Below are 23,531 nucleotides of genomic sequence, written 5' to 3'. Positions count from 1 at the left end.
TTTCGATTTTTTTTCTAAAAATAGATTTTGTTAAAAATTATAAGCTAAAATTTATTCAAAAGTTTATATTTACCCGATGGATACATTTATAAATAACCTACCAAAAGCTGAGCTTCACGTGCATATTGAGGGAACCCTAGAACCTGAATTACTACTAAAACTAGCTACCAGAAATAACATTAAATTACCTTATAAAACTATAAATGAGATTAAAAATGCTTATGATTTTAATTGTTTACAAGATTTTTTAGACATTTATTACCAAGGAGCTAAAGTTTTAATAACAGAAAATGATTTTTTTGATTTAACTTATTCTTATTTTGAAAAAAGTGCTTTACAAAATGTAAAACACCTTGAAATAATGTTTGATCCACAAACTCATACAAATCGTGGAGTTACGTTTGAAACTGTAATAAGTGGAATTTCAAGAGCTTGTGATATGGCTGAAGAAAAACTAGGTGTAACTTCTATTTTAATAATGAGTTATTTACGCCATTTAAGTGAAAATGAAGCATTTAAAACATTACAATCATCATTACCATTCAAAGAATTAATTACATCTGTAGGTTTAGATTCTTCAGAAAAAGACAATCCTCCTTCAAAATTTCAAAATGTATTTAAAGCATCTGTAAAGGAAGGATATATACCTGTAGCTCATGCTGGTGAAGAAGGTAATTCCGATTATATTTGGGAAGCACTTAATCTACTTGAGATTAAACGTATTGACCACGGTAATAATTGCTTACAAGATATTAACTTAGTTAATGAAATAATTAAACGAGATATAGCATTAACAATATGCCCGCTATCAAACATCTCACTTAAAGTTGTTGAAAACTTAGAAGATCATCCTTTAAAAGAAATGCTTCAATTAGGACTTAATATTACCATAAATTCTGATGATCCAGCATATTTTGGTGGACATATTAATAAAAATTATCAGAAAATTCAACAAGCTTTAAACCTGTCTAAGCTTGATATATATGGTATGGCTCAAAATTCATTTAAATATTCTTTTTTAAATGATGATAAAAAAGAACAATATTTAAATGATTTAGAAGTTTATTACAATAAAAATATAGACCTTTGAACCCAAAACAAATTATAACCCAATGAAAATACCTGTATTAATCTTTACAATTTTTCTATTCATATCGAATATTACATTTTGTCAAACTAAAAATAAATTTAATCCTACTGGCACAGTAAACGATCAGTTTGAGAGCTTAATTAATAGTTCAAACAAATATCAAGATTATAAAGTTATAAAACTTAACTCTCTTTTAAAATTAAAAGGGAACATTAATGATTCATTAGTTGCTTCTAAAAAAGAAATTTTAAGTTCAGCCAATACCATAAACAGCCAATTAAAAACAATTGACAGTTTAAATATTTCTTTAGCTGATTCAAAAAATGAAATAACAACCTTAAACAGTAAAATTGAAAGCATTTCTTTGCTTGGGATTCAAGTAGAAAAAGATCTTTTTAAAACAATTATGTTTTCTATAATAGGTGTTTTAATATTGTTATTGGCATTGTTTATTTCAAAGTTTAAAAGTAGTAATACTGTAACTAAACAATCTCAAAAAGATTTTAAAGAATTAGAAGTAGAATATGATGATCACCGAAGAAAAGCATTAGAACGTGAACAAAAAGCAATGCGTAAATTACAAGATGAATTAAATAAGCAGAAAAAAGATTAATTTCTTCCTTATATATCATAAAAAAGCCTATTCAAAATTGAATAGGCTTTTTTATGTCTATAAAACTCTCGTCTATTCTCCTGAATAGACTACAAAATTTCTTGGTGTTTCGTATAATGTAATTGAGAGCTCCAAATTAGCATCTATTTTAGAACGTAATTTATTCCATATTACTACTGAAATATTTTCAGCCGTTGGGTTTAATTTTCTAAACTCTTCAACTTCTTCATTTAAATTTTTATGATCAAATTGATCTTCTATTTCAGTCTCAATTAGTTGTTTTAAAACCTTCATATCCATAACAAACCCAGTATCTGGATGTATTTCTCCCTTCACAGAAACTATTAATTCATAATTATGACCGTGATAATTTGGGTTTGCACATTTTCCAAAAACAGTTGCATTACGAGCATCTGTCCAATCTGCATTGTATAATCTATGGGCAGCATTAAAATGTGCTTTTCTATTAACTGTTACTTTCATTGCAATTACTTATTTATAAATTCATAGTACTTATCAAAAATAATTTTAAACCATTCTGTATAAATTTCAGGCTTATTTTCAATATCATTTTTTACAGCCTTTAAAGTCATCCATTTAAAACTTTCAACTTCATCTCTATTTATAATTGGATTTTCATTATAAAAACCAACCATAACATGATCCAATTCATGTTCTGTTAAACCATTGTCAAATGGTGCTTTATAAATAAATGAAGTTTTTTCTTCTAACTCACAAACAAAACCCATTTCTTCTTGTAAACGTCTTTTCCCTGCTTCTAAATTACTTTCTCCATCTCTTTGATGGCTACAGCATGTATTTGTCCATAACAAAGGAGAATGATATTTATCTCCTGCCCTTTGCTGCAACATTAATTCATTTTTATTATTAAATACAAAAACTGAAAAGGCTCTGTGTAACATCGCTTTTTCATGAGCTTCCATTTTTGGCATTAATCCTATTTGCTCATCGTTTTCGTTTACTAATATAACCTTTTCTTCTTTCATTATTTTTTCAATTGTTACAAATTTACAAAAAGATTATTCAATTTTTAATAATTTAAAAACTGAAATCTACAACACTTTTGAATTGTGTTATTCTTTAATCTTTTAATTAGAATACCATATATTTGCACCTCAAAATTTGACAAATGAATTTTTTAGAAGAAATAAAGAGAAGACGAACTTTTGGTATTATTTCACATCCTGATGCGGGTAAAACAACACTTACTGAAAAATTATTACTTTATGGTGGTGCTATTCAAGAAGCTGGAGCTGTAAAAAATAATAAAATTAAAAAAGGAGCTACTTCCGATTTCATGGAAATAGAACGTCAACGTGGTATTTCTGTTGCTACTTCTGTATTAGCTTTTATATATAAAGACAAAAAAATAAACATTCTTGATACTCCTGGACATAAAGATTTTGCTGAAGATACCTTTAGAACTTTAACTGCAGTAGATAGTGTAATTGTTGTTATTGATGTTGCAAAAGGTGTTGAAACACAAACTGAAAAATTGGTAGAAGTTTGTAGAATGCGTAAAATACCAATGATTGTTTTTATTAACAAATTAGACCGAGAAGGTAAAGATGCTTTTGATTTATTAGATGAAGTAGAACAAAAACTAGGTTTAAGAGTAACCCCATTAAGTTTTCCTATTGGAATGGGGTACGATTTTAAAGGTATTTATAATATCTACGGAAAAAAATTAAATGTTTTTTCAGGTGATAAAAAACAAATTGTTTCTGAAGGAGTTGAATTTACAGATATTTCGATTCCTGAATTAGATGAAATAATTGGAAACAAAGCAGCCGAAACACTTAGAGAAGAATTAGAATTAGTACTAGAAGTATACCCGCCATTTAACAAAGAAGAATATTTAAATGGAGATTTACAACCTGTATTTTTTGGTTCTGCATTAAATAACTTCGGTGTTAAAGAATTGCTAGATTGTTTTATTGAAATTGCTCCTTCTCCACAACCAAAAAAATCTGAAGAGCGATTGGTAGATTCTAAAGAGGAAAAATTATCTGGTTTTGTATTTAAGATACACGCTAATATGGATCCTAATCATCGTAACCGTTTAGCTTTTATAAAAATTGTGTCGGGAACTTTTAAACGTAACTCACCATATTTACACGTTCGTTTAAACAAAAAAATGAAGTTTTCTAGTCCAAATGCCTTTTTTGCAGAAAAGAAAGAGATTGTAGATGAATCTTTCCCTGGTGATATTGTTGGTATTCAAGATACTGGAAACTTTAAAATTGGAGATACATTAACAGAAGGAGAAAATTTAAACTTTAAGGGGATCCCAAGTTTCTCTCCAGAACATTTCCGTTATGTAAATAATGCAGACCCTTTAAAATCTAAACAGTTATTTAAAGGTTTAGATCAATTAATGGATGAAGGTGTGGCTCAATTATTCACCTTAGATTTAAATGGACGAAAAGTTATTGGAACAGTAGGTGCATTACAATATGAAGTTATTCAATACCGTTTAGAACATGAATACGGTGCTAAATGTAGTTACGAAAACTTACCCGTACATAAAGCTTGTTGGGTTGAACCTGAAGACCCTAAAAACGAAGAATTTAAAGAATTTAAACGTGTTAAACAACGTTTTATGGCCAAAGACAAACAAGGTCAATTAGTGTTTTTAGCAGATTCAGCATTTACAATTCAAATGACACAGAGTAAATATCCTACAGTTAAATTGCACTTTACTAGTGAATTTAAATAGCTGTAAGATTTTATAAAAAAAATAGGGTAAGAAATTCTTACTCTATTTTTTTATAAATGTAATTTCATTCCTTCATGTGAAGCTATAAATCCTAAATTCTCATAAAATTTGATAGCTTTTGGCCTTTTTTTATCACTAGTTAATTGTAATAAATGAGCATTTTTCTCTTTAGATTTATTAATGGCCCATTCAAATATTAACTTTCCAACTCCTAAACCTCGTTTATCTTCCCTTACTTGAACAGCTTCTATTTGTGCTCTTAAACCTCCATTGTAATTAATATATTGAATAAATGTTAATTGAAAGGTTCCAATAATTTCAAGGTTGCCATCTTCAACTACAAGTAACTCCTGATTTTTATCTAAATTAATTACTTTAAACGCCTCAAAATAAGTGGTTGGCAAAGGTGTTTTTAATACTTCCCTTTTTTTACCAAGTTCATCATCAGCAAGAATTTCAACTATTTTAAAAAGATCATTCTCTGTTGCTCTTCTTATTTTCATTTGTTTTTGTTAAAGTAGTTATTCAAATTTTATAGATTTTGCAGGGTTTATTTTAGAAATTATTAATGATGGAATAATTAACATTAATAAACATAATAATAAGGTCCCTACATTTAGTATAAAAATATACCAAAAATCAATATATACTGGAGCTTCATTAACATAGTAAGTTTCTGGATTTAAAGTAACTACCCCAAAATACTTTTGAATAAATAAAATGGCTAATCCTATTAAATTCCCCCAGAATAAACCTTTCAATACCAAATAAGCTGCATTGTACAAAAATACTTTTCTAATACTAACATTGGAGCTTCCTAAAGCTTTTAGAATACCAATCATTTGGGTCCGTTCAAGAATTAACACCAATAAAGCCGTAATCATATTTATACCTGCAACCAAAATCATTATTACAATAATCAGATAAATATTGGTATCAAAAAGACTAATCCATTCAAATATTCCTGGATAACTTTCAATAATACTTTGGCTATTTAAGGTTGATGCAGTTTCAGAATAAATTTCACTACTTTTAGTATTTATATCTTCAAAATTATTTAACAACACCTCAAACCCTCCTACTTCATCTTCTTCCCATCTGTTCATTTTTTGAATATGACGAATATCTGCAATTACAAAATTCTCGTCAAACTCCTGAAAACCTGAATTATAAATACCAACAGCCGTAACTACTCTTAACCAAGGCGCTTTTGTTGGTTGGTCTTTTACAAACAAAATATTAAACTTATCTCCTAAATTTATATTCAATCTGTTTGAAATTTCTTTTGAGATTAAAACTTCATTAGAAACTTCATTTTTATAATTTGGAATATCACCTTCAACAAGGTATTCCTTAAAAAATGTCCAATCATAATCACTCCCAACTCCCTTAAAAATAATGCCTTCAAAATCTGTAGGGGTTCTAATAATCCCACCTTTTGTAGCAAATACTTGTACATTTTTAATATTATTGATATTCTTAAAACTTGGATAAAAGTCTTGATTTTTTGATATTGGACTTAAAGTAATTTTAGAGTTATTACTATCAAAATTTGTAATTTTTATATGGCCGTTAAAACCTGATATTTTCTCACGAATCTTTTGTTGTAATCCAAAACCAGTAGCAATTGCAATCATCATAACTATAATTCCTAATGAAATAGCTATAATTGCAATTTTTATTATTGGTGATGATATACTACTTTTATATTCTTTAGCAGCAATAATCCTTTTAGCAATAAATAATTCGTAATTCAATTTAATTTATGATTTCAATATCGTTCAAAAATACATATTTCTTATTGGTTTTTTTATTGTTTTTTAGTTTCATTTCCTGTGGTCAACCTAAACCCACAAATAAAACTAAAACTATAACAAATAAAACTCAAAAAATTTCAAACGAAATTCTTACTGGTTCACAACAAACATCACTTTATTTAAAACTTTTTAAAAATAAAAGAATTGCACTTATAGCAAACCAAACAACAGTAATATTTAACAAAAATGGATATACACATTTGGTTGACAGCTTATTTAAACTAAATGCTAATATTTCAAAAGTATTTTCCCCTGAACATGGATTTAGAGGAGAAGCTGATGCCAGTGAAGAAATTGCAGATGGTGTTGATCTAAAAACAGGTATACCAATAATATCTTTATATGGAAAAAGCAAAAAACCTACAAAAGAACAATTGGATGGAATAGATTTGATAGTTTTTGATGTTCAAGATGTTGGAGTGCGCTTCTACACTTATATTTCTACAATGCACTATATTATGGAAGCTTGCGCAGAAGCCAATATTCCTGTTTTAGTTTTAGACAGACCAAATCCTAACGGACATTATATAGATGGTCCTACTTTAGAAATAGAGCATAAAAGTTTTGTTGGAATGCATCCGGTACCGCTAGTTTACGGAATGACAATAGGTGAATATGCACAAATGATAAATGGTGAAAAATGGCTGAAAAATGGCGTTCAATGTAATTTAACAGTTATTCCATTAAAAAACTACACTCACCAAAGTAAATACAAATTACCTATTAGACCTTCACCTAATCTTCCCAATGAGATTGCTATAAATTTATATCCCAGTTTAGGTTTTTTTGAAGGAACAACTATAAACGCAGGAAGAGGAACTGAAAATCAATTTCAGCAATATGGTGCACCTTTTTTTCCTAAAAGTGAATTTAAATTTACTCCAAAACCTAATTTTGGCTCTAAATACCCAAAGCATAATGGTAAATTGTGTTATGGTGTTAATTTAAATAACACCAACTATTTAAATGCTGTGAATTTAGATTATTTAATTGATGCCCATAATAAAACACCAAAAAACGAAAAATTCTTTGGAAATACTTTTACTATTCACGCAGGAAACACTAAACTTGAACAGCAAATAAAAAATGGACAGTCAGCTGAAGAAATTAGAAAGTCTTGGCAACCTAAAATTGAAAATTTCAAATTAATTAGAAAAAAATATTTACTATATGAATAATCTTAAAATTGCATTTATAATAGGCCTAGCCTTAATCCTAAATTCTTGTTCATCGGTTTCAACAAAAAAAGAAAAATCTGAATGGGAAAATTTATTTAATGGTAAAAATTTAGATGGTTGGGTTGCAAAAATCTACAATTATGATTTAGGAGTTAATTTTGCCAATACATTTAGAGTAAATAACGGAGTAATAGAAGTTAATTATGACGGTTACAATGGGAAATTAGAAGATAGATTTGGACATTTATTTTATAAAAAATCTTTCTCTTCTTTTCATTTACAATTTGAATATAAATTTACAGATGAATGGTTAAAAGATGGTCCAATTCATACTTTTAGAAATAGTGGTGTTATGTTTCATTCTCAAGATCCTAAAACTATATTAAAAAATCAGAACTGGCCAATTTCTATAGAATATCAACTATTAGCTGATGCTGATGAAGGAGATAGACCAACGGGAAATATGTGTTCTCCTGCAACTGAAGTATATTATAAAGGTGAAATTTCACCTAGACACTGTATTAGTTCTTCTTCTAAAACATACCCATGTACACAATGGGTAAAAGGTGAAATTATTGTTTATAAAGATTCAATAATAAAACACTTGGTAGATGACAAAGTAGTTTTAGAATACAGTAAACCTTTTATTGGTGGAAAAGTGGTTAAAAATTTCGATCCAGCTATAAAAATTGATGGAAAAGCATTAACAGAAGGTTATATTGGTTTACAATCTGAAGGACAAGGAGTACTTTTTAAAAATATAAAAATTAAGGAATTAAACTAAATTAATTCCTTTCTATTTTAATGTTTTTTGTAAAATGAAATTCACCATCATTAATGGTTGCCTGAAATTTATACATTCCATTTTCAGGTAATTCAATAACTGGTGTTAATGTATTTGGGTTGTTATTTTCAAAAATTCCATCAGCTGGTCCTTCAATTTGTTTCCAATTAATTTCAGGAGTAATTTGATCTGTATCTTTATCTTTAATAATAGTTGTCACCTTTACAAAAGTATTTTCAATTAAATCATAATCAATTGAAATTTCTGGCGGATTATTAACTCCTGTATTTTCTTTATTCTTTCTTGAAGGAATTCTATTTTCATCTTCAATTCCCGCTGCATATAACATTAAACGTTGTGTAAATTCTTTATTATCTGAATGACTTATACGCGTTCCACCTCCTGCATTCCAAAATAAATTTCTATCAAATAAACCCACTACTCTACCTTTTCCTTTTTTTGCAATTGCCAATGCAGCGTCCGTTTCAATATTTAATTTACCGTCTTTCTTATTTACCCATAATTTGCCACCTAACCCTCCTTCTTGGGCTTTTGCTAATACTATAGCTGGAGGCGAAACACGTACAAAACTTACACCTTCTCCTCTAAACCTAACTCCACCATCTTTATTATTGGCATTTAAAAAGTGATTTTGAGTATAATCTTTTACTAAATAATTTCCAGCGCCATTATCTACTAAAAAATGCATTCCAAATTGTTCCATAATTATATTGTCCGAATCTCTTCCTAAAGGATTATCAACTCCAACAACATCATATTTCCCTCCAAAAGCACTATCGGACCAACAAACCAATCCTCCTCCTTTTTTAACCCAATTATATACAGCTTTGGCTTCGTCTTTAGAAAACATTCGTTGATTTGACGCTAAAATTAACACATCAACATTTTTTAATCTTTTTGAAGTAAATTCAATTTCTTGATCGTAAACTTCCGAAACTTTTAATTTCACTTCTTCCAAAGCTTCTAAAAATTGACTCATCCCTTCATTTCCATTGTCATTTAAACGCATTTGTTGAAACGGAGCTTTATCTCCTGAAGGTATATCTCCATCTGCAGAAACATCACCATATACATAAAGTACAGATTGAGCATTTATAAATAACGGAAAACATAGTACCATTATTAAATAAATAATTTTTTGTGAATTTAAACCCTTGTTACTTTTATTAATTTTTTTCATCTCTTTTTATTCTTTATTCTATCTAAATTAATTTTAATTTTTATTCAATTTTAATTTGGATACTATTTAATAAATTTACTTTTTAAAGTATTTACAAAAAGTATATTTCCAATAGAATATCCTCCAAATATTTCAATAGAATTTTCAGCTTTTAAAGCAGCTTCATGAAAACCAATTAATGTTAAATCTGCATCTGCTGAATATTCATTAATTAAATCTTTTGAACTTTTATCATGATCCAATGGTAATACTCTAATATTATTTGGCGAAATTGGTAACCTTCCTGAAGCTGTTAAATCTATTAAATTTTTCTCTTCAATAGCCATAGATTCTTTAGGGAAAGTAGCAAATATTTTAATTTTACCTTTTTTCCAATCTGGATGGCCTAAAATAATATAGGACAGTAAAATCATTAAATTTGCATTTTCATAATCTTGTTTTCTTATCCAAACATGTATATCTTTTTTAAAGCCAAAACCTTTGTCTGAACTATCTAAAATACATAAATCATAATTTGCAGTTTTTAACAAACTATAATTATCTATAATTGTAGAAAGCCATTCATTTTCACCTCTTTTATATTCAAAAAGCATCATATTATTTGCCTGTCCAGAAATAGCTGGTTGCTGAATTGCCTGAACAATTGCGGCTGTATTTGAAGGTGAAATGATTGTTTGTAAAAATACATTTGAATTACTTTCAGAGGCTTTCTTTATTAATTTATTCAATTTATTTTCTGCAATCAATTTAGATTCTTTAGAAAAATAACCTTTTTCAAAATGAATAAATGAACCAAAACCATATCTATAAGAAATCCATTTCATCATTTCAAAAGCACCATATCTTTCAAAACTATCTTTAGATAAACACAGCACACCTGGGCGCCATGATTCTAATACTTTTTCTTTTTCTGCTTTTTGAAGAAACACCTGCATAGTTCTACTAAATTGGTAAATAACACTTTGAAAAATAGTAGCCATTCCTTTTTCTGTATTACTTTTTATAGTTATATAAAAGTAAATTAATGTCATTAAAATAAGGGCTGAAAAAGCATACGTTGTATTAATTTTAAACATTAAAAACACACACATAACGGCTCCCAATAATGAAAAATACCATTTTGATTTAAATGAAGGTCTATAGGATGGATCCGCAGCAAAATGTTGCATAAAAGATATTAAACATAAAGAACCATAGGTAACCATAAAAAACATTGAAATTATTTCTGCTACCGCATTTACATCTCCCATTAAAACAAAAAATAAGGCGATAAAACTAGTTAAAATAGTTGCATTTCTAGGTTCATTATTTTTTGAAGTACTTCTTGATAACCAATAATTTAATTTACTATTTGGAAAAACACCATCTCCACCAATAGCTTGTAAAGTTCTTGGCGCAACCATTAAAGACCCTAAAGCTGATGATATTGTTGCAGCAGCCAACCCAATAGGAATTATTGGTCCCCAAAGTGCTATTTTACTCATAATTAATTGGTCGTTCACTAGATCTTCTGGACTTGCAGATGAAATTAATTTCAAGGCAATAAAAACATAAATAACCATTCCTATAATAGTAGCAGACAATGTTCCATATGGAATAGATTTTTTAGGGTCTTTTAAATCCCCAGACAATCCCACACCAGCTGTCATTCCCGTAAATGCAGGAAATATAATGGCAAAAACATAAAAGAAATCTTTATTTGAAGCTGCCTTTTTAAATAAAAGACTTGAGTCAAAAACTTCAGAATATGAAGTTGATCCAAAAAAGAATAATACTAATGAAATAGCTAAAATAGCAACAACAATATATAAGGCTTTCATACCTAAATCAGCACCTTTAGTAACCATTAACCATATTAATAGTAATAATGCAGGAATTGTAAATAAACGATTATCGTATAATTCGTAACCAAAAGTTTCAGCTACCCAAGGTTTTATTGCTTCAAAAGCTTCTCCAAATGCAATTACATAAAAAGCAACACTAATAGCTTGCGATAAATACAATGTAATACCAATTGCTGCTCCAATATTAATACCAAAAGAACGAGAAATAATAAAATATTCCCCTCCTCCTTCAACCTTCTGATTGGTAGCAATTTCAGCCAATGCTAAAGCTGTTGGTATAGTAACTAAATGACCTATAAAAATAATGGCTAGCGTACCTAAAAACCCAACAGACCCAACAGAAAAACCAAACCGTAAAAACATTACAGCCCCCAAAATAGTTGAAATAGCTGTTAAAAACACCGGCAAAGTACCAAAGTTTGCCTTTGTAGAAATTAATGATTTACTCATAGTATAATTATCTATATTTTTTCTATATCGAAAGTACAACTATTATTATTACCTTTTATAAAAATAATTATAAAGGTAATTTTTCTTTTAAAGCCTCAATTATATTAAATGTAGCAGGGCATATACTTGCGTTTGTAATGGTTAAATCTGTAATTTGAATAAACTTTTTTCTATTTGTATGAGGATATTCTTTACAAGCTTTTGGTCTCACGTCATAAATAAAACAAGTGTTATCATTTGAATCAAAAAATGTACAAGGTGCCGATTTTAAAATGTAAAAATCATCTGCATCTCGCTCTAAAAATTGAGCTATAAATTTAACAACCTTCATTTTTAAGTGTTTAGCAATTCGTTCAATATCCTTATCCGTAAAAATTGGACTAGTTGTCTTGCAACAATTACCACATGTTAAACAATCTGTTTTTTTAAATTCTTTATCATGTAATTCTTTCATTATAAGATCCAATTTTTTTGGAGTCCTTTTCTTTAATTTTTGAAAGTATTTTTTATTTTCAATTAATTTTTCTTCAGCTAATTCTGGTAATTCTTTTAGAAATTTTTCCATATGCAAATATATAAATGTTAATTATTTTATGCGTAATGTTTAATTATTATTAAATTCGTAAAAAAATTAATATGGAACTTATCAAAATTCTAATTGGTCTATTTTTATTTACATCAATTAGTTTTGGTCAAAATGCTCAGCAATTAAAACATTTAGATTCTTATTTTAATAAATCTTTACAAGAATGGAATATTCCAGGAATGGCAATTGCAATTGTTAACAAAGATTCTATTGTTTTTAGCAAGGGTTATGGGTTTGCAAATATTGAAAAAAAACTAAAAGTAGATGAAAACACTTTATTTGCTTTAGCTTCTAATTCAAAAGCATTTACAGCTACTTCAATTGCTAAATTAGTTGAACAAGGCAGGCTTAAATGGACCGATAAAGTTATTGATTACCTACCCTATTTTAAAATGTATAATGATTATGTAACCAATCATTTTACTATTGAAGACTTATTGTGCCACAGAAGTGGATTACCGACTTTTAGTGGTGATTTATTATGGTTTGGTACAACAAAAACCCCAGAAGAAATTATTAATTCACAACAATATTTAACTCCCAAAACAGAATTTAGAACCACTTTTGGATACTCAAACATAGCATTTTTAGCTGCTGGACAGATAATTGAAAAAGTTACAGGAGAAGATTGGTCAACTTATATTCAAAAATCATTTTTAAATCCATTACAAATGGATAGAACGCTAACAAGTACTAACCAACTTAATAAAACTGATAATATTGCTACACCTTATTATTATGAAAATGGAAAAAATAATGAGTTAAAATGGCTTAATTGGGATAATATTGCTCCTGCAGGCGCACTTATTTCTTCAGTAAATGATTTTTCAAAATGGCTTCAATTAAATATTAATAAAGGAAAATTAAATGATAAAGAATATTTTTCTGAAAATAGTTTTGAAACAATTACAACTCCTCATATAAATATACCTTTCCCTAGTAAAAATGAGAATGTACATTTCAAATCTTATGGATTAGGTTGGTACATACAAGATTATTATGGTGCTAAAGTAGTTTCTCATGGAGGTGGATATGATGGTATGATTTCTAAGACTTTTTATTTACCAGAACAAGGAATAGGTGTAGTTATTTTAACTAATAACTTAAACTGGCTAGCTGGTATTTTAAAAAATAAAATATTAGATGTTTTGTTAACCAATAATTTGGAAGGAAAAGATTGGTCGGCAGATTACTATACTTTTAAAAAGAAACAAGATAGTATTCAAAACATAAAGTTGATCAAAAATAATAAATTAAGAGGTAAATTAAACCCAAATCATTTAAAATTAGAAAATTATACAGGAATTTTTAAAGACAAAATATACGGTACGGTTTCAGTAAGTATTAAAAATAATCAACTTCATTTTTCAATGGATAAAACTCCAATTTATAATGCAGATTTATACCATTGGAATAACAATATATTTACATTTAGATTTGACAAAAACTTAACTTCTTTACCTCAAGGTAAATTATGGTTTGATTTAAATAAAAATGGTTTAGTATCTAAACTTCATATTCATGTTCCCAATCCAGATTTTGACTTCTCAGAATTTGAGTTTATAAAGCAGTGAAAATAATATTGAATTTAGTATTTTTGCACTTCGAAATAATTTAGCGAAAAAATATGCAAACCAATTTAGAAATAGCGGTTAAAAAAGCTTTTAAAGAAATTTTTAAAACCGACATTGAATCTGTTGAATTTCAAGCAACTAAAAAAGATTTTGAAGGAGACATTACCATAGTAGTTTTTGCATTCTTGAGATATGTAAAAGGAAATCCAGTACAGATTGGAACTCAGATTGGAGAATATTTAAAAGAAAATGTTGAAGAAATTGCCGATTTTAACGTTGTAAAAGGCTTTTTAAATCTAGTTATTTCTGATTCTTATTTTATTAATGACTTTAATTCAATAAATAATCAAAAAGATTTTGGAATTATTTCACCAAATGAAAATGATAAAGCCGTAATGGTTGAATATTCTTCACCCAACACTAATAAACCTTTGCACCTAGGCCATATTAGAAATAATTTATTAGGTTATTCTGTAGCTGAAATTATTAAAGCTTCAGGTAAAAAAGTATACAAAACTCAAATTATTAATGATCGTGGTATTCATATTTGTAAAAGTATGTTGGCTTGGTCTCGTTTTGGAAATGGAGAAACTCCTGAAAGTACCGGACTAAAAGGAGATAAATTAGTTGGTAATTATTATGTGAAATTCGATCAAGAATATAAAAAAGAAATTACTCAACTTATTTCAGAAGGAAAAACAGAAGAAGAAGCTAAAAAAGAAGCTCCAATTTTATTAGAAGCTCAAGCCATGTTAAGAAAATGGGAATCTGGAGATGATGAAGTTGTTTCTTTATGGAAAACAATGAACCAATGGGTTTATGATGGGTTTGATATAACTTATAAAAACTTAGGCGTAGATTTTGATAAAAACTATTTTGAAAGTAACACCTATTTATTAGGTAAAGATGTTGTTGCAACTGGTTTAGAAAAAGGCATCTTTTATAAAAAAGAAGATGGCTCTGTATGGATAGATCTTACCGATGAAGGATTGGATGAGAAAATTGTTTTACGTTCAGATGGAACTGCCGTTTATATGACGCAAGATATTGGTACTGCAATTGAACGTTTTAAAGATTTTGAATTACAAGAACTAGTATATACTGTTGGTAATGAGCAAGATTACCACTTTAAAGTTCTATTTTTAATATTAGAAAAACTTGGTTTTGATTGGGCTAAAAACTTATATCACTTATCTTACGGAATGGTAGATTTACCAAGCGGTAAAATGAAATCGAGAGAAGGAACTGTTGTAGATGCTGATGATTTAATGGTTGAAATGACAAATACCGCACGTGATATTTCACAAGAACTAGGAAAATTAGAAGGTTATTCTAACGAAGAAAAAGAAAAACTTTACAATACAATTGGCTTAGGTGCTTTAAAATATTACATTTTAAAAGTAGATCCTAAAAAACGAATTTTATTCAATCCTGAAGAATCTGTAGATTTTGCTGGAAACACTGGTCCTTTTATACAATATACATATGCAAGAATACAGTCTATTTTAAGAAAAGCTAATTTTGATTATAGCATTACATTAAATTCTGATCAATTCTCTTTACACGAAAAAGAAAAGGAATTAATAAAACAAATACAATTGTTTCCTGAAGTAATTCAAAATGCAGCTCAAAATCATAGTCCTGCACTTATTGCAAATTACTCTTATGAATTAGTAAAAACATATAATTCATTTTACCAAACAGTTCCTATTTTAGGATGTGAAAATGAAAATGAAAAAATATTTAGAACTCAAATCTCTTCAAAAGTTTCTGTAATTATTAAAACAACTTTTCGTCTATTAGGTATTGATGTACCTGAAAGAATGTAGGATTTGTGAAAATTTTAAAGAATTAAAAATTTAACAGTCAAAGAATTGAGATATATTCAAACTAATTCACGCAAAAAATAATTAAATTTGCTGTATTAAATCAGCAATTATTTATAAAAAATAAAATTTAAAACATGAAATACGATATTTTAATAATTGGAAGTGGTCCTGGAGGATATGTTACTGCAATTAGAGCATCTCAACTTGGATTTAAAGTTGGAGTAGTAGAAAAAGAGCATTTAGGAGGAATTTGTCTTAACTGGGGATGTATACCTACAAAAGCTTTATTAAAAAGTGCTCAAGTTTATGATTATTTAAAACATGTTGATGAGTATGGTTTAAAAGCAGAAGCTATTGATAAAGACTTTGAAGCTATTATTAAACGTAGTCGTGGTGTTGCTGAAGGAATGAGCAAAGGAGTTCAATTCCTAATGAAAAAGAACAAAATTGATATTATTGACGGTTTTGGAAAAATTAAAAATGGTAAAAAAGTTGATGTTACTGATGCTGATGGAAAAGTAACTGAATATAGTGCCAACAATATTATTATTGCTACAGGTGCTCGTTCACGTGAATTACCTAATTTACCACAAGATGGTAAAAAAGTTATTGGATATCGCCAAGCAATGAATTTACCAAAACAACCAAAGAAAATGATTGTTGTAGGTTCTGGTGCAATTGGTGTAGAATTTGCACATTTTTACAATTCAATGGGAACAGATGTTACTATTGTTGAATTTATGCCAAATGTTGTTCCTGTTGAAGATATTGATATTTCAAAACAATTTGAACGTTCACTAAAAAAATCTGGAATTAAAGTAATGACCAATTCTTCTGTTGAATCAGTTGATGTTTCAGGAAAAGGCGTAAAAGCTGTTGTAAAAACAAAAAAAGGAGAAGAAATTTTAGAAGCAGATATCCTTTTATCTGCAGTTGGAATAAAATCTAACATTGAAAACATTGGATTAGAAGATGTTGGAATTGTTGTTGATAGAGATAAAATATTAGTAAACAATTATTACCAAACTAACATACCTGGTTATTACGCAATTGGTGATGTTGTTCCTGGACAAGCTTTAGCACATGTTGCTTCTGCTGAAGGAATTACTTGTGTAGAAAAAATTGCAGGTTTACATACTGAAAAAATAGATTACGGAAATGTTCCTGGATGTACTTATGCATCTCCAGAAATTGCAAGTGTTGGTTTAACTGAAGCCAAAGCGATTGAAGCTGGTTACGAAATTAAAGTTGGTAAATTTCCTTTTTCTGCTTCAGGAAAAGCAAAAGCAGCTGGAACTCCAGACGGTTTTGTTAAAGTAATTTTTGATGCAAAATACGGAGAATGGTTAGGTTGTCATATGATTGGTGCTGGTGTAACTGATATGATTGCTGAGGCTGTTTTAGGTAGAAAATTAGAAACTACAGGACACGAAGTGTTAAAAACTATTCACCCTCACCCAACTATGAGTGAAGCTGTAATGGAAGCTGTTGCTGCCGCATATGATGAAGTAATTCACTTATAAAATTAATTAAACATACATTAAAAAGCTCAAACTTAGTTGTTTGAGCTTTTTTATTTAAAGTGAATAATCAAGTAACTTTATAGAATATATAAAGTTGGTATAGATAAAAAAATTAATTTATTATATTTGAACATAATTTTTTTTCCCTATAAATTATAACAACAATTTATGAAAACATTTAAAATATTTTTATTGCTTGTATTTACTCTAATTATTTCTTGTAAAGAGGAAAAACCTAAAACAAATTCTAGAAAAATTGTAAAAAAAGAAAAACATTATATTTGTGCCAATAAGTGTGAAAATAGCGGTGGAGATGTTCAAGCAATTTGTCCTACTTGCAAAACACCGTATGTGCACAATCAAGCTTTTCACAATAACGATTTATTAAAAAATGGTCCGTTAAAAGTGAAAAGTAACATACCAATTGAAAATGAAAACCTAAATGCAACAGCTCCTTCACCAATTCAGAATGCTCAAGGAGTATTTCATTATACTTGTAGTAATGGTTGCCCAGGAGGTGCTGGATCGGCTGAAAAATGCAAAGCATGTGGAAATGAATTAGCCCACAACTCAGCATATCATAATAACTAATTTTAATTTTATAAAATAAAATGGCATTCTCAATTTCAAAATTATTTAAATCAAAAACTCCAACTATTGTAAATTTAGAAACACTAGATAAACTCGATTTTCAAGGTGGTACAAAATATGCATTAAATGAAAGTAATATAGCATATGTGGATATTGAAGAACTTGGAGGATTCCCTTATTTAAAAACTATAATTATTGGTGATACTTCTGTTAAAATTAAAAGAATTGGATGTACCCTTTCCTTTAATTTTAATAAAAATGACATTCTTAAATTAAATTCTGATAATACAGATATTGAATCAAATAAAATAAAAGGTACTAATATATATTATACAGAAATTGATTTTGAACTAAACGAATCTGAAGCAGATAAAATTAAAACTATAAAGGTTGAAACAATTCTTTTTAACTTAAATACGCTTTCTTTACCTCTTAAAACAATTTAATAAACATTTATAAAATGGCTTCTAAAAAGAAAATTTTAAAGAAAATTCAAATATTAATAACCAATCAATTTGATTCTCCTGAAGATGCTTTTAACTTTTTTGATAAAAAAGGAAGTGGAAAGTTATCTAAAACTGAAATTGTAAATTTATTAAAACAAGCAGAAATTAATGGATTTATACGAGGTTTTGTCTCTACAAAATTAATTGAGGGATATGATAAAGATGGCGACGGGCTAATTAGTTGGAAAGAGTTTAAAAAAGCTGTTGCAGAGATTAAAGATTAATATTCTATTATTGTAAATTCCAATTTTAATGGTTCTAAAGAATCAAATATCATTGGTATTAATTTTTCTCCTAAATTTAAATAAATCTCTGAAAAATTTCTAGTACGCTCTTCTAAACTTTGGTTTGGGAACAATTCATCTTGAATTATTTTTAACCGGTCTAGTGTATCAATATATTTTCTTTTTTGAGCTTTTAAAAGTCTTTTTTCTAATTTTTCTAAGCCATTAATTTGTTTTTTCTCTTGTGCCAACACGGCTCCAATAAAAGAAGCATCAGTTAACTTTGCTATTTGTTTTAATTTTTCAAATTGCTTATTTAAAGCTTCTTTCTGTTCAGAAAAATCTATCTTAATATTAGAAATTTCTTTTACTTTTTTATCAGCCAATAACTCTTGTTTATTGAATAACTCAAATATTGAAACATTCAGCTTTTTTAATTTTATTACTTGTTTTTCTGATACCAACAACACAGAATTACGAAGTAACAATATAGGAAACGGAGTGTCAATTTTATTAAAATAATCCTTTAATTGAAACCAATAAGCCAATTCTCCACCTCCACCAATATAACATAAATTTGGTAAAATTGTTTCTTGATAAACTGGCCTCATTATTACATTAGGGCTAAACCTTTCTGGGTATTTATTCAATTCATTAATAATTTCATCTTCTGAAAATACAAGATTTGTATTATTAACTTTATATAATTCTTTTTCAAAAACTATACGTTCTCTAAGATTATCCTTTAAATAGAATAAATTAATTTCTCTTGGATTAACCTGAATATTATAATTTTCACCTAACCTTTCATTAGTTTTAGATACTTCTGCAAAAGAGGTTTTATTTAATAATTCATCTTTTACAATTGGAGAAAATTGTTTTTTTAATTCTTTTTCATCTCCATCAACAATTACTAAACCGTATTGTCCAAAAAGTTTATTTACCAAATATCGTGTAGCTTCAGTTAAATTCTTGTGTTGAAGATAAGCTTCCTTAAATAAATTTTTAATAAACTTCGCATTGTTAGAGTTTCCTAATTCTTCAGAAAAAGATTCAAATACAATATCAAAACCTTCTGTATCTAACCTTCCTACACCTCCACTACTAGCTCTATCCCAAACAACTTTTTTACCTTTAAAATTAAAGTAGTTTATTTCTTCAAAGTCGTGATCTTCAGTTGCCATCCAATAAACTGGGACAAAATTATTTTCAGGAAATTCAGTTTTTAATTGCTCAGCTAAATTTATTGTAGAAACAATTTTATACAAGAAATAAAGTGGCCCTGTAAAAATATTTAATTGATGCCCTGTAGTAATTGTAAATGTATTACTACTTATTAAAGCGTCTATATTATTTTGCGATTTCTCACTTAAATTTATGCTTTTGCATTGTTTATTAAGTGTATTAACCAATTGTTCCCTTTTTTCAGAAAGAAAATTTTCTTTAAGTTTTATTTGATTTTTAAAACCTACTATGTCTGGAAAATTTCCGTAAAAATCACTTATTTTTCCATCTTTATTTAAATAATCACCTATTAAACTAGAAAAATAACCTGTTTCTTGAAATGGTATGGTATGTATTTTCATTAAAATTTATTAATTCTTTTAAATAAGATTTAAATATGTTTCTTTACTAATTATAGTAACTTCCTATTATTTTATAAAAATAGTAAAATTAAATGCTTCGTCGGTAGTAACTAAAACATCTAACAAATTTTTAACTATTTTTTTATTTACATTAAACTTTAGGACCTAAAACTTCAACTTAAAGGAAAATTTATTTTGACTTATATATTTTTAGTTTAATTTTTTAAATAAAACAAACTATAGAACATTTAAGGTTTCATAAAACAAAAAATCCAGTATAACACTGGATTTTTTTATTATAATATGTTTCAAATACTATCTTGAATAATTTGGCGCTTCTTTGGTAATAGTGACATCATGCGGATGACTTTCTCTCATCCCTGCTGAAGTAATTTTCACAAATTGAGCTTCTTTTTGAGCTTCAATACTTACAGCTCCACAATATCCCATACCGGCTCTTAAACCACCAATAAATTGATGCATTGTTTCACCTATTTCGCCTTTGTAAGGTACACGCCCCACAATTCCTTCAGGTACTAATTTTTTAATATCATCTTCTACATCTTGGAAATAACGATCTTTAGAACCTTGTTTCATAGCCTCTACCGATCCCATTCCTCTATAAGATTTAAACTTTCTACCTTCAAAAATAATAGTTTCACCTGGAGATTCTTTTGTACCAGCTAATAATGAACCTAACATAACTGTATCTGCTCCAGCTGCTATTGCTTTTGGAATATCACCGGTATATCTAATACCTCCATCAGCAATTATAGGTATTCCACTTCCTTTTAAAGCTTCAGCAACATCTAAAATTGCAGATAATTGCGGAAACCCAACTCCTGCAACTACACGTGTTGTACAAATTGAACCTGGTCCAATTCCAACTTTTACGGCATCTGCTCCTGCTTCAACTAAATATTTAGCGGCAGCTCCTGTAGCAATATTTCCTACAATAATATCTGTATTAGGAAATTTACTTTTTACCTTCTTCAATACTGAAACCACACCTTTTGTATGTCCGTGTGCTGTATCAATTATTAATGCATCAACACCAGCTTTAATTAAGGCTTCTGCGCGTTCAACAGCATCACCCGTAACTCCTAAAGCTGCTGCAACTCTTAAACGCCCGTAAGTATCTTTATTTGCGTTTGGGTTTTCACTTACTTTTATAATATCTCTAAAAGTAATTAAACCAACCAATTTATAGTTTTTATCTACTACAGGTAATTTCTCAATTTTATTATCTTGTAATATAATTTCGGCTTGTTTTAAAGAAGTTCCTTTAGAAACAGTAACTAAATTTTTAGAAGTCATTACTTCTTCTATTTTTCTTGAATTGTTACCTTCAAATCTTAAATCTCTGTTTGTAACAATTCCTATTAGTGTTCCTTCTCCATTTATAACAGGAATACCTCCAATACCATACTCCTTCATGATACTTTTAGCTTCCGAAACAGTAGCCTCCTTAGTTATTGTAACAGGTTCTAAAATCATTCCTGATTCTGAACGTTTTACTTTTCTAACTTCATTGGCTTGTTTTTCAATAGTCATGTTTTTATGCAAAACACCTATTCCTCCTTCTCGAGCCATAGCAATTGCCATTTCCGATTCGGTTACAGTATCCATCGCTGCCGAAACAATTGGCACGTTTATAGTTATGTTTTTTGAAAATTTAGTTTGAATATTTACTTCTCTTGGAAGTATTTCCGAATATGCTGGTATTAATAGTACATCGTCGTAGGTTAATCCTTCTCCTACAAATTTTGAAGTGTCTGAAATCATGGTGCAATCAACTTAGAAATTAATTGCGTGCAAATTTAGACTATTTAAATTAAATACCTAAAATTATCTTATAAGTTTTGTAAGTAACTGATTATAGCCTTTCTAATATCCTTAGCTAAATCACCTCCATTATTTTTATAAACTTTTATAACTTGTTTATTACTTGGCTTTAAAAATGGAATATCAAATCCTTTCATTAAATAATCACTTACTGCTACTTTGTAAATTTTACTGTCAACTATTTCAACTTCATTTACCAACCATTTTTTATTATCCTTCTCATAATTAACATTATACATTTGTAAATAAGCCCCTTTACCTGCTTTTAAACGACCATAATTTAATGCTTTTTTTAGCAGACTTCCTTTAAGTTCTACTTTTAATACTTCACCTCCAAATGGTAATACTCTAAAAATATCAATCCCAGTAATATCTCCAAATAATTGATCATCAATTCTTATGGAACCTCCATTTACAATAGCACAATCAACATCATTATTAAAACTATAAGCCATTGCTTTTGTAATAATTGCACCTAAATTAGTTTGTTTACTTCTTACAGGAGTGTCTCTACCATCTAATGGTTCTTTTGCCACATAAATAACTTCATTAGGATCAGGTAAAATTTCTTTAATTTTATCATCTAAAAGTATATTCCATTTCTGAACAATTCCTGCAACCTTCTCATCCTCACCTGTTTCTGGAGTTATAGGAACTAATTCAGAATTTATTGTAGTTTCTTTGGTTTTGGTATTAAATGAAATTCTATGAACATAAACAGTTTTTGCATTTGCATCTGCCTTTGTTATTTTGCCTTTCCCAACAGGAACCGACATATTTAAATGTTCATGACCTCCCATAATTAGGGGTACTTCTGGTAACATTTGAGCAACCAATTTATCTTGTTCAATTGCCAAATGAGTCAGTCCAAAAACAATATCTGTTTTTGGCTTTAAACTATTGTATGCAAATTTTGCTGACTCATAAAAATCTCCATAATCAACATAATCTTTAGGTGTTGAATTTAAACAAGCACTAAAAAAACCAATATTTATTGAATTCCCACTTTTGTTTTTAACATTAAAAGTAACAGTCTTAGGTATTTCAACTTTTTTACCATTTTTAATAACTGCAAATCGTTCTGTCAAATTTCCTACATTATGAACTTGATTAGTTGCAATCCATTGAAACGTTGATTCATTCAATCTTTTTTGTAAATCACTTTCATTTAAATCAAACTCATGATTTCCAAAAGCCACTAAATCAAAGTTCATAGCATTCATAACTTCAATCATTTGGCGTCCTTTAATGCGTTCTCCTTTATATTTTAAAGTTCCTAATAACGACGGATTTAAAAAATCACCTGCAAGAAACATAAACGTATTTGGATTTTCTTTTAAAAGATCTTTATGTAATTTTTCAACTCTAGCCATTCCACAAACCTTCCCTCCTTCTAAAGGTGCTATTTCATAAACATCATTTAGCTGAATAAAAGTAAAATTGATAGTTTCAGATTTCTTTGTACAAGAAATCAAAATAAGTGAAACCCAAAATAATAAAAAAGTGATTTTTTTCATGATTCAATTTATTGAACCTTAAAAATACAAGAT

At 28.3% G+C, this 23,531-nt stretch carries 21 protein-coding genes; 11 read left to right on the top strand and 10 right to left on the bottom strand.

Annotated features, from left to right (window positions below; translation table 11 throughout):
* Positions 1-76 precede the first annotated feature (76 nt).
* Positions 77-1,090, top strand: coding sequence for an adenosine deaminase (locus DAD81_RS12605; RefSeq protein WP_111708627.1), 1,014 nt, complete (start codon positions 77-79; stop codon positions 1,088-1,090).
* Positions 1,091-1,112: 22 nt separating this feature from the next.
* Complete coding sequence (locus DAD81_RS12600) at positions 1,113-1,703, top strand: coiled-coil domain-containing protein (RefSeq protein WP_111708626.1); 591 nt, start codon at positions 1,113-1,115, stop codon at positions 1,701-1,703.
* A 72-nt stretch (positions 1,704-1,775) separates the two neighbouring features.
* Here the strand turns inward: DAD81_RS12600 and DAD81_RS12595 are convergent, their stop codons facing one another.
* Together DAD81_RS12595 and idi are read right to left on the bottom strand one after the other, a co-directional pair.
* Entirely contained in the window at positions 1,776-2,186 is a 411-nt protein-coding gene (locus DAD81_RS12595) for a 6-pyruvoyl trahydropterin synthase family protein (RefSeq protein ID WP_111708625.1), read from the bottom strand.
* Between the two features lie 5 nt (positions 2,187-2,191).
* A complete protein-coding gene (gene idi, locus DAD81_RS12590; protein WP_111708624.1) occupies positions 2,192-2,710 on the bottom strand; it encodes an isopentenyl-diphosphate Delta-isomerase in 519 nt (172 codons plus the stop codon).
* 143 nt (positions 2,711-2,853) lie between these two features.
* On the opposite strand from idi, the gene DAD81_RS12585 reads away from it, so the two are divergent.
* Positions 2,854-4,443, top strand: a complete 1,590-nt coding sequence (locus DAD81_RS12585; RefSeq protein WP_111708623.1) for a peptide chain release factor 3 — start codon at positions 2,854-2,856, stop codon at positions 4,441-4,443.
* A 50-nt stretch (positions 4,444-4,493) separates the two neighbouring features.
* Here the strand turns inward: DAD81_RS12585 and DAD81_RS12580 are convergent, their stop codons facing one another.
* Positions 4,494-4,946: a GNAT family N-acetyltransferase gene (locus DAD81_RS12580; protein ID WP_111708622.1), complete on the bottom strand. Its 453-nt coding sequence runs from the start codon at positions 4,944-4,946 to the stop codon at positions 4,494-4,496.
* A gap of 18 nt (positions 4,947-4,964) precedes the next feature.
* On the bottom strand, positions 4,965-6,200 hold the full coding sequence (locus DAD81_RS12575) for an FtsX-like permease family protein (protein WP_111708621.1): 1,236 nt from the start codon (positions 6,198-6,200) through the stop codon (positions 4,965-4,967).
* Between the two features lie 8 nt (positions 6,201-6,208).
* On the opposite strand from DAD81_RS12575, the gene DAD81_RS12570 reads away from it, so the two are divergent.
* Positions 6,209-7,438, top strand: a complete 1,230-nt coding sequence (locus DAD81_RS12570; protein ID WP_111708620.1) for an exo-beta-N-acetylmuramidase NamZ family protein — start codon at positions 6,209-6,211, stop codon at positions 7,436-7,438.
* A complete protein-coding gene (locus tag DAD81_RS12565; protein ID WP_111708619.1) occupies positions 7,431-8,222 on the top strand; it encodes a 3-keto-disaccharide hydrolase in 792 nt (263 codons plus the stop codon). The genes DAD81_RS12570 and DAD81_RS12565 overlap by 8 nt, the downstream gene beginning before the upstream one ends.
* A gap of 1 nt (position 8,223) precedes the next feature.
* On the opposite strand, the gene DAD81_RS12560 is transcribed toward DAD81_RS12565, so the two are convergent.
* From DAD81_RS12560 to DAD81_RS12550, 3 genes are all read right to left on the bottom strand, one after another.
* The gene (locus tag DAD81_RS12560; protein ID WP_111708618.1) at positions 8,224-9,423 is read right to left on the bottom strand and encodes a hypothetical protein; all 1,200 of its coding nucleotides are present in this window, start codon (positions 9,421-9,423) and stop codon (positions 8,224-8,226) included.
* 62 nt (positions 9,424-9,485) lie between these two features.
* Entirely contained in the window at positions 9,486-11,717 is a 2,232-nt protein-coding gene (locus DAD81_RS12555) for an amino acid permease (RefSeq protein WP_111708617.1), read from the bottom strand.
* Positions 11,718-11,784: 67 nt separating this feature from the next.
* Positions 11,785-12,282: a YkgJ family cysteine cluster protein gene (locus tag DAD81_RS12550; protein ID WP_111708616.1), complete on the bottom strand. Its 498-nt coding sequence runs from the start codon at positions 12,280-12,282 to the stop codon at positions 11,785-11,787.
* Positions 12,283-12,353: 71 nt separating this feature from the next.
* On the opposite strand from DAD81_RS12550, the gene DAD81_RS12545 reads away from it, so the two are divergent.
* The 6 genes from DAD81_RS12545 (at position 12,354) to DAD81_RS12520 (ending at position 18,550) form a co-directional block, all read left to right on the top strand.
* A complete protein-coding gene (locus DAD81_RS12545; protein WP_111708615.1) occupies positions 12,354-13,877 on the top strand; it encodes a serine hydrolase in 1,524 nt (507 codons plus the stop codon).
* 53 nt (positions 13,878-13,930) lie between these two features.
* Positions 13,931-15,706 carry an arginine--tRNA ligase gene (argS, locus tag DAD81_RS12540; RefSeq protein WP_111708614.1) on the top strand — a complete coding sequence of 592 codons (1,776 nt, stop codon included), beginning with the start codon at positions 13,931-13,933 and terminating at the stop codon, positions 15,704-15,706.
* Positions 15,707-15,840: 134 nt separating this feature from the next.
* On the top strand, positions 15,841-17,229 hold the full coding sequence (lpdA, locus tag DAD81_RS12535) for a dihydrolipoyl dehydrogenase (protein ID WP_111708613.1): 1,389 nt from the start codon (positions 15,841-15,843) through the stop codon (positions 17,227-17,229).
* Positions 17,230-17,397: 168 nt separating this feature from the next.
* Positions 17,398-17,820: a hypothetical protein gene (locus DAD81_RS12530; protein ID WP_111708612.1), complete on the top strand. Its 423-nt coding sequence runs from the start codon at positions 17,398-17,400 to the stop codon at positions 17,818-17,820.
* Positions 17,821-17,840: 20 nt separating this feature from the next.
* The gene (locus DAD81_RS12525) at positions 17,841-18,266 is read left to right on the top strand and encodes a hypothetical protein (RefSeq protein WP_111708611.1); all 426 of its coding nucleotides are present in this window, start codon (positions 17,841-17,843) and stop codon (positions 18,264-18,266) included.
* A gap of 14 nt (positions 18,267-18,280) precedes the next feature.
* Positions 18,281-18,550 (top strand): EF-hand domain-containing protein, encoded by a 270-nt coding sequence (locus DAD81_RS12520; RefSeq protein ID WP_111708610.1) that lies wholly within the window; start codon positions 18,281-18,283, stop codon positions 18,548-18,550.
* On the opposite strand, the gene bshC is transcribed toward DAD81_RS12520, so the two are convergent.
* The 3 genes from bshC to DAD81_RS12505 form a co-directional block, all read right to left on the bottom strand.
* Positions 18,547-20,136, bottom strand: a complete 1,590-nt coding sequence (gene bshC, locus DAD81_RS12515) for a bacillithiol biosynthesis cysteine-adding enzyme BshC (RefSeq protein ID WP_111708609.1) — start codon at positions 20,134-20,136, stop codon at positions 18,547-18,549. The genes DAD81_RS12520 and bshC overlap by 4 nt on opposite strands.
* A 315-nt stretch (positions 20,137-20,451) precedes the next feature.
* Positions 20,452-21,921, bottom strand: coding sequence for an IMP dehydrogenase (guaB, locus tag DAD81_RS12510; protein WP_111708608.1), 1,470 nt, complete (start codon positions 21,919-21,921; stop codon positions 20,452-20,454).
* Between the two features lie 68 nt (positions 21,922-21,989).
* Positions 21,990-23,498: a bifunctional metallophosphatase/5'-nucleotidase gene (locus DAD81_RS12505; RefSeq protein WP_111708607.1), complete on the bottom strand. Its 1,509-nt coding sequence runs from the start codon at positions 23,496-23,498 to the stop codon at positions 21,990-21,992.
* Positions 23,499-23,531 lie beyond the last annotated feature (33 nt).

The sequence above is a fragment of the Lutibacter citreus genome (assembly GCF_003260195.1).
GTDB lineage: Bacteria > Bacteroidota > Bacteroidia > Flavobacteriales > Flavobacteriaceae > Lutibacter > Lutibacter citreus.
The sequence above is the reverse complement of the archived record's forward strand: the minus strand, read 5'-3'. Positions and strand labels throughout refer to the sequence as shown.

Coding starts and splice junctions, on each gene's coding strand:
- DAD81_RS12605 (WP_111708627.1), top strand. CDS start 77: ATGGATACATTTATAAATAACCTACCAAAAGCTGAGCTTCACGTGCAT.
- DAD81_RS12600 (WP_111708626.1), top strand. CDS start 1,113: ATGAAAATACCTGTATTAATCTTTACAATTTTTCTATTCATATCGAAT.
- DAD81_RS12595 (WP_111708625.1), bottom strand. CDS start 2,186: ATGAAAGTAACAGTTAATAGAAAAGCACATTTTAATGCTGCCCATAGA.
- idi (WP_111708624.1), bottom strand. CDS start 2,710: ATGAAAGAAGAAAAGGTTATATTAGTAAACGAAAACGATGAGCAAATA.
- DAD81_RS12585 (WP_111708623.1), top strand. CDS start 2,854: ATGAATTTTTTAGAAGAAATAAAGAGAAGACGAACTTTTGGTATTATT.
- DAD81_RS12580 (WP_111708622.1), bottom strand. CDS start 4,946: ATGAAAATAAGAAGAGCAACAGAGAATGATCTTTTTAAAATAGTTGAA.
- DAD81_RS12570 (WP_111708620.1), top strand. CDS start 6,209: ATGATTTCAATATCGTTCAAAAATACATATTTCTTATTGGTTTTTTTA.
- DAD81_RS12565 (WP_111708619.1), top strand. CDS start 7,431: ATGAATAATCTTAAAATTGCATTTATAATAGGCCTAGCCTTAATCCTA.
- DAD81_RS12560 (WP_111708618.1), bottom strand. CDS start 9,423: ATGAAAAAAATTAATAAAAGTAACAAGGGTTTAAATTCACAAAAAATT.
- DAD81_RS12555 (WP_111708617.1), bottom strand. CDS start 11,717: ATGAGTAAATCATTAATTTCTACAAAGGCAAACTTTGGTACTTTGCCG.
- DAD81_RS12550 (WP_111708616.1), bottom strand. CDS start 12,282: ATGGAAAAATTTCTAAAAGAATTACCAGAATTAGCTGAAGAAAAATTA.
- DAD81_RS12545 (WP_111708615.1), top strand. CDS start 12,354: ATGGAACTTATCAAAATTCTAATTGGTCTATTTTTATTTACATCAATT.
- argS (WP_111708614.1), top strand. CDS start 13,931: ATGCAAACCAATTTAGAAATAGCGGTTAAAAAAGCTTTTAAAGAAATT.
- lpdA (WP_111708613.1), top strand. CDS start 15,841: ATGAAATACGATATTTTAATAATTGGAAGTGGTCCTGGAGGATATGTT.
- DAD81_RS12530 (WP_111708612.1), top strand. CDS start 17,398: ATGAAAACATTTAAAATATTTTTATTGCTTGTATTTACTCTAATTATT.
- DAD81_RS12525 (WP_111708611.1), top strand. CDS start 17,841: ATGGCATTCTCAATTTCAAAATTATTTAAATCAAAAACTCCAACTATT.
- DAD81_RS12520 (WP_111708610.1), top strand. CDS start 18,281: ATGGCTTCTAAAAAGAAAATTTTAAAGAAAATTCAAATATTAATAACC.
- bshC (WP_111708609.1), bottom strand. CDS start 20,136: ATGAAAATACATACCATACCATTTCAAGAAACAGGTTATTTTTCTAGT.
- guaB (WP_111708608.1), bottom strand. CDS start 21,921: ATGATTTCAGACACTTCAAAATTTGTAGGAGAAGGATTAACCTACGAC.
- DAD81_RS12505 (WP_111708607.1), bottom strand. CDS start 23,498: ATGAAAAAAATCACTTTTTTATTATTTTGGGTTTCACTTATTTTGATT.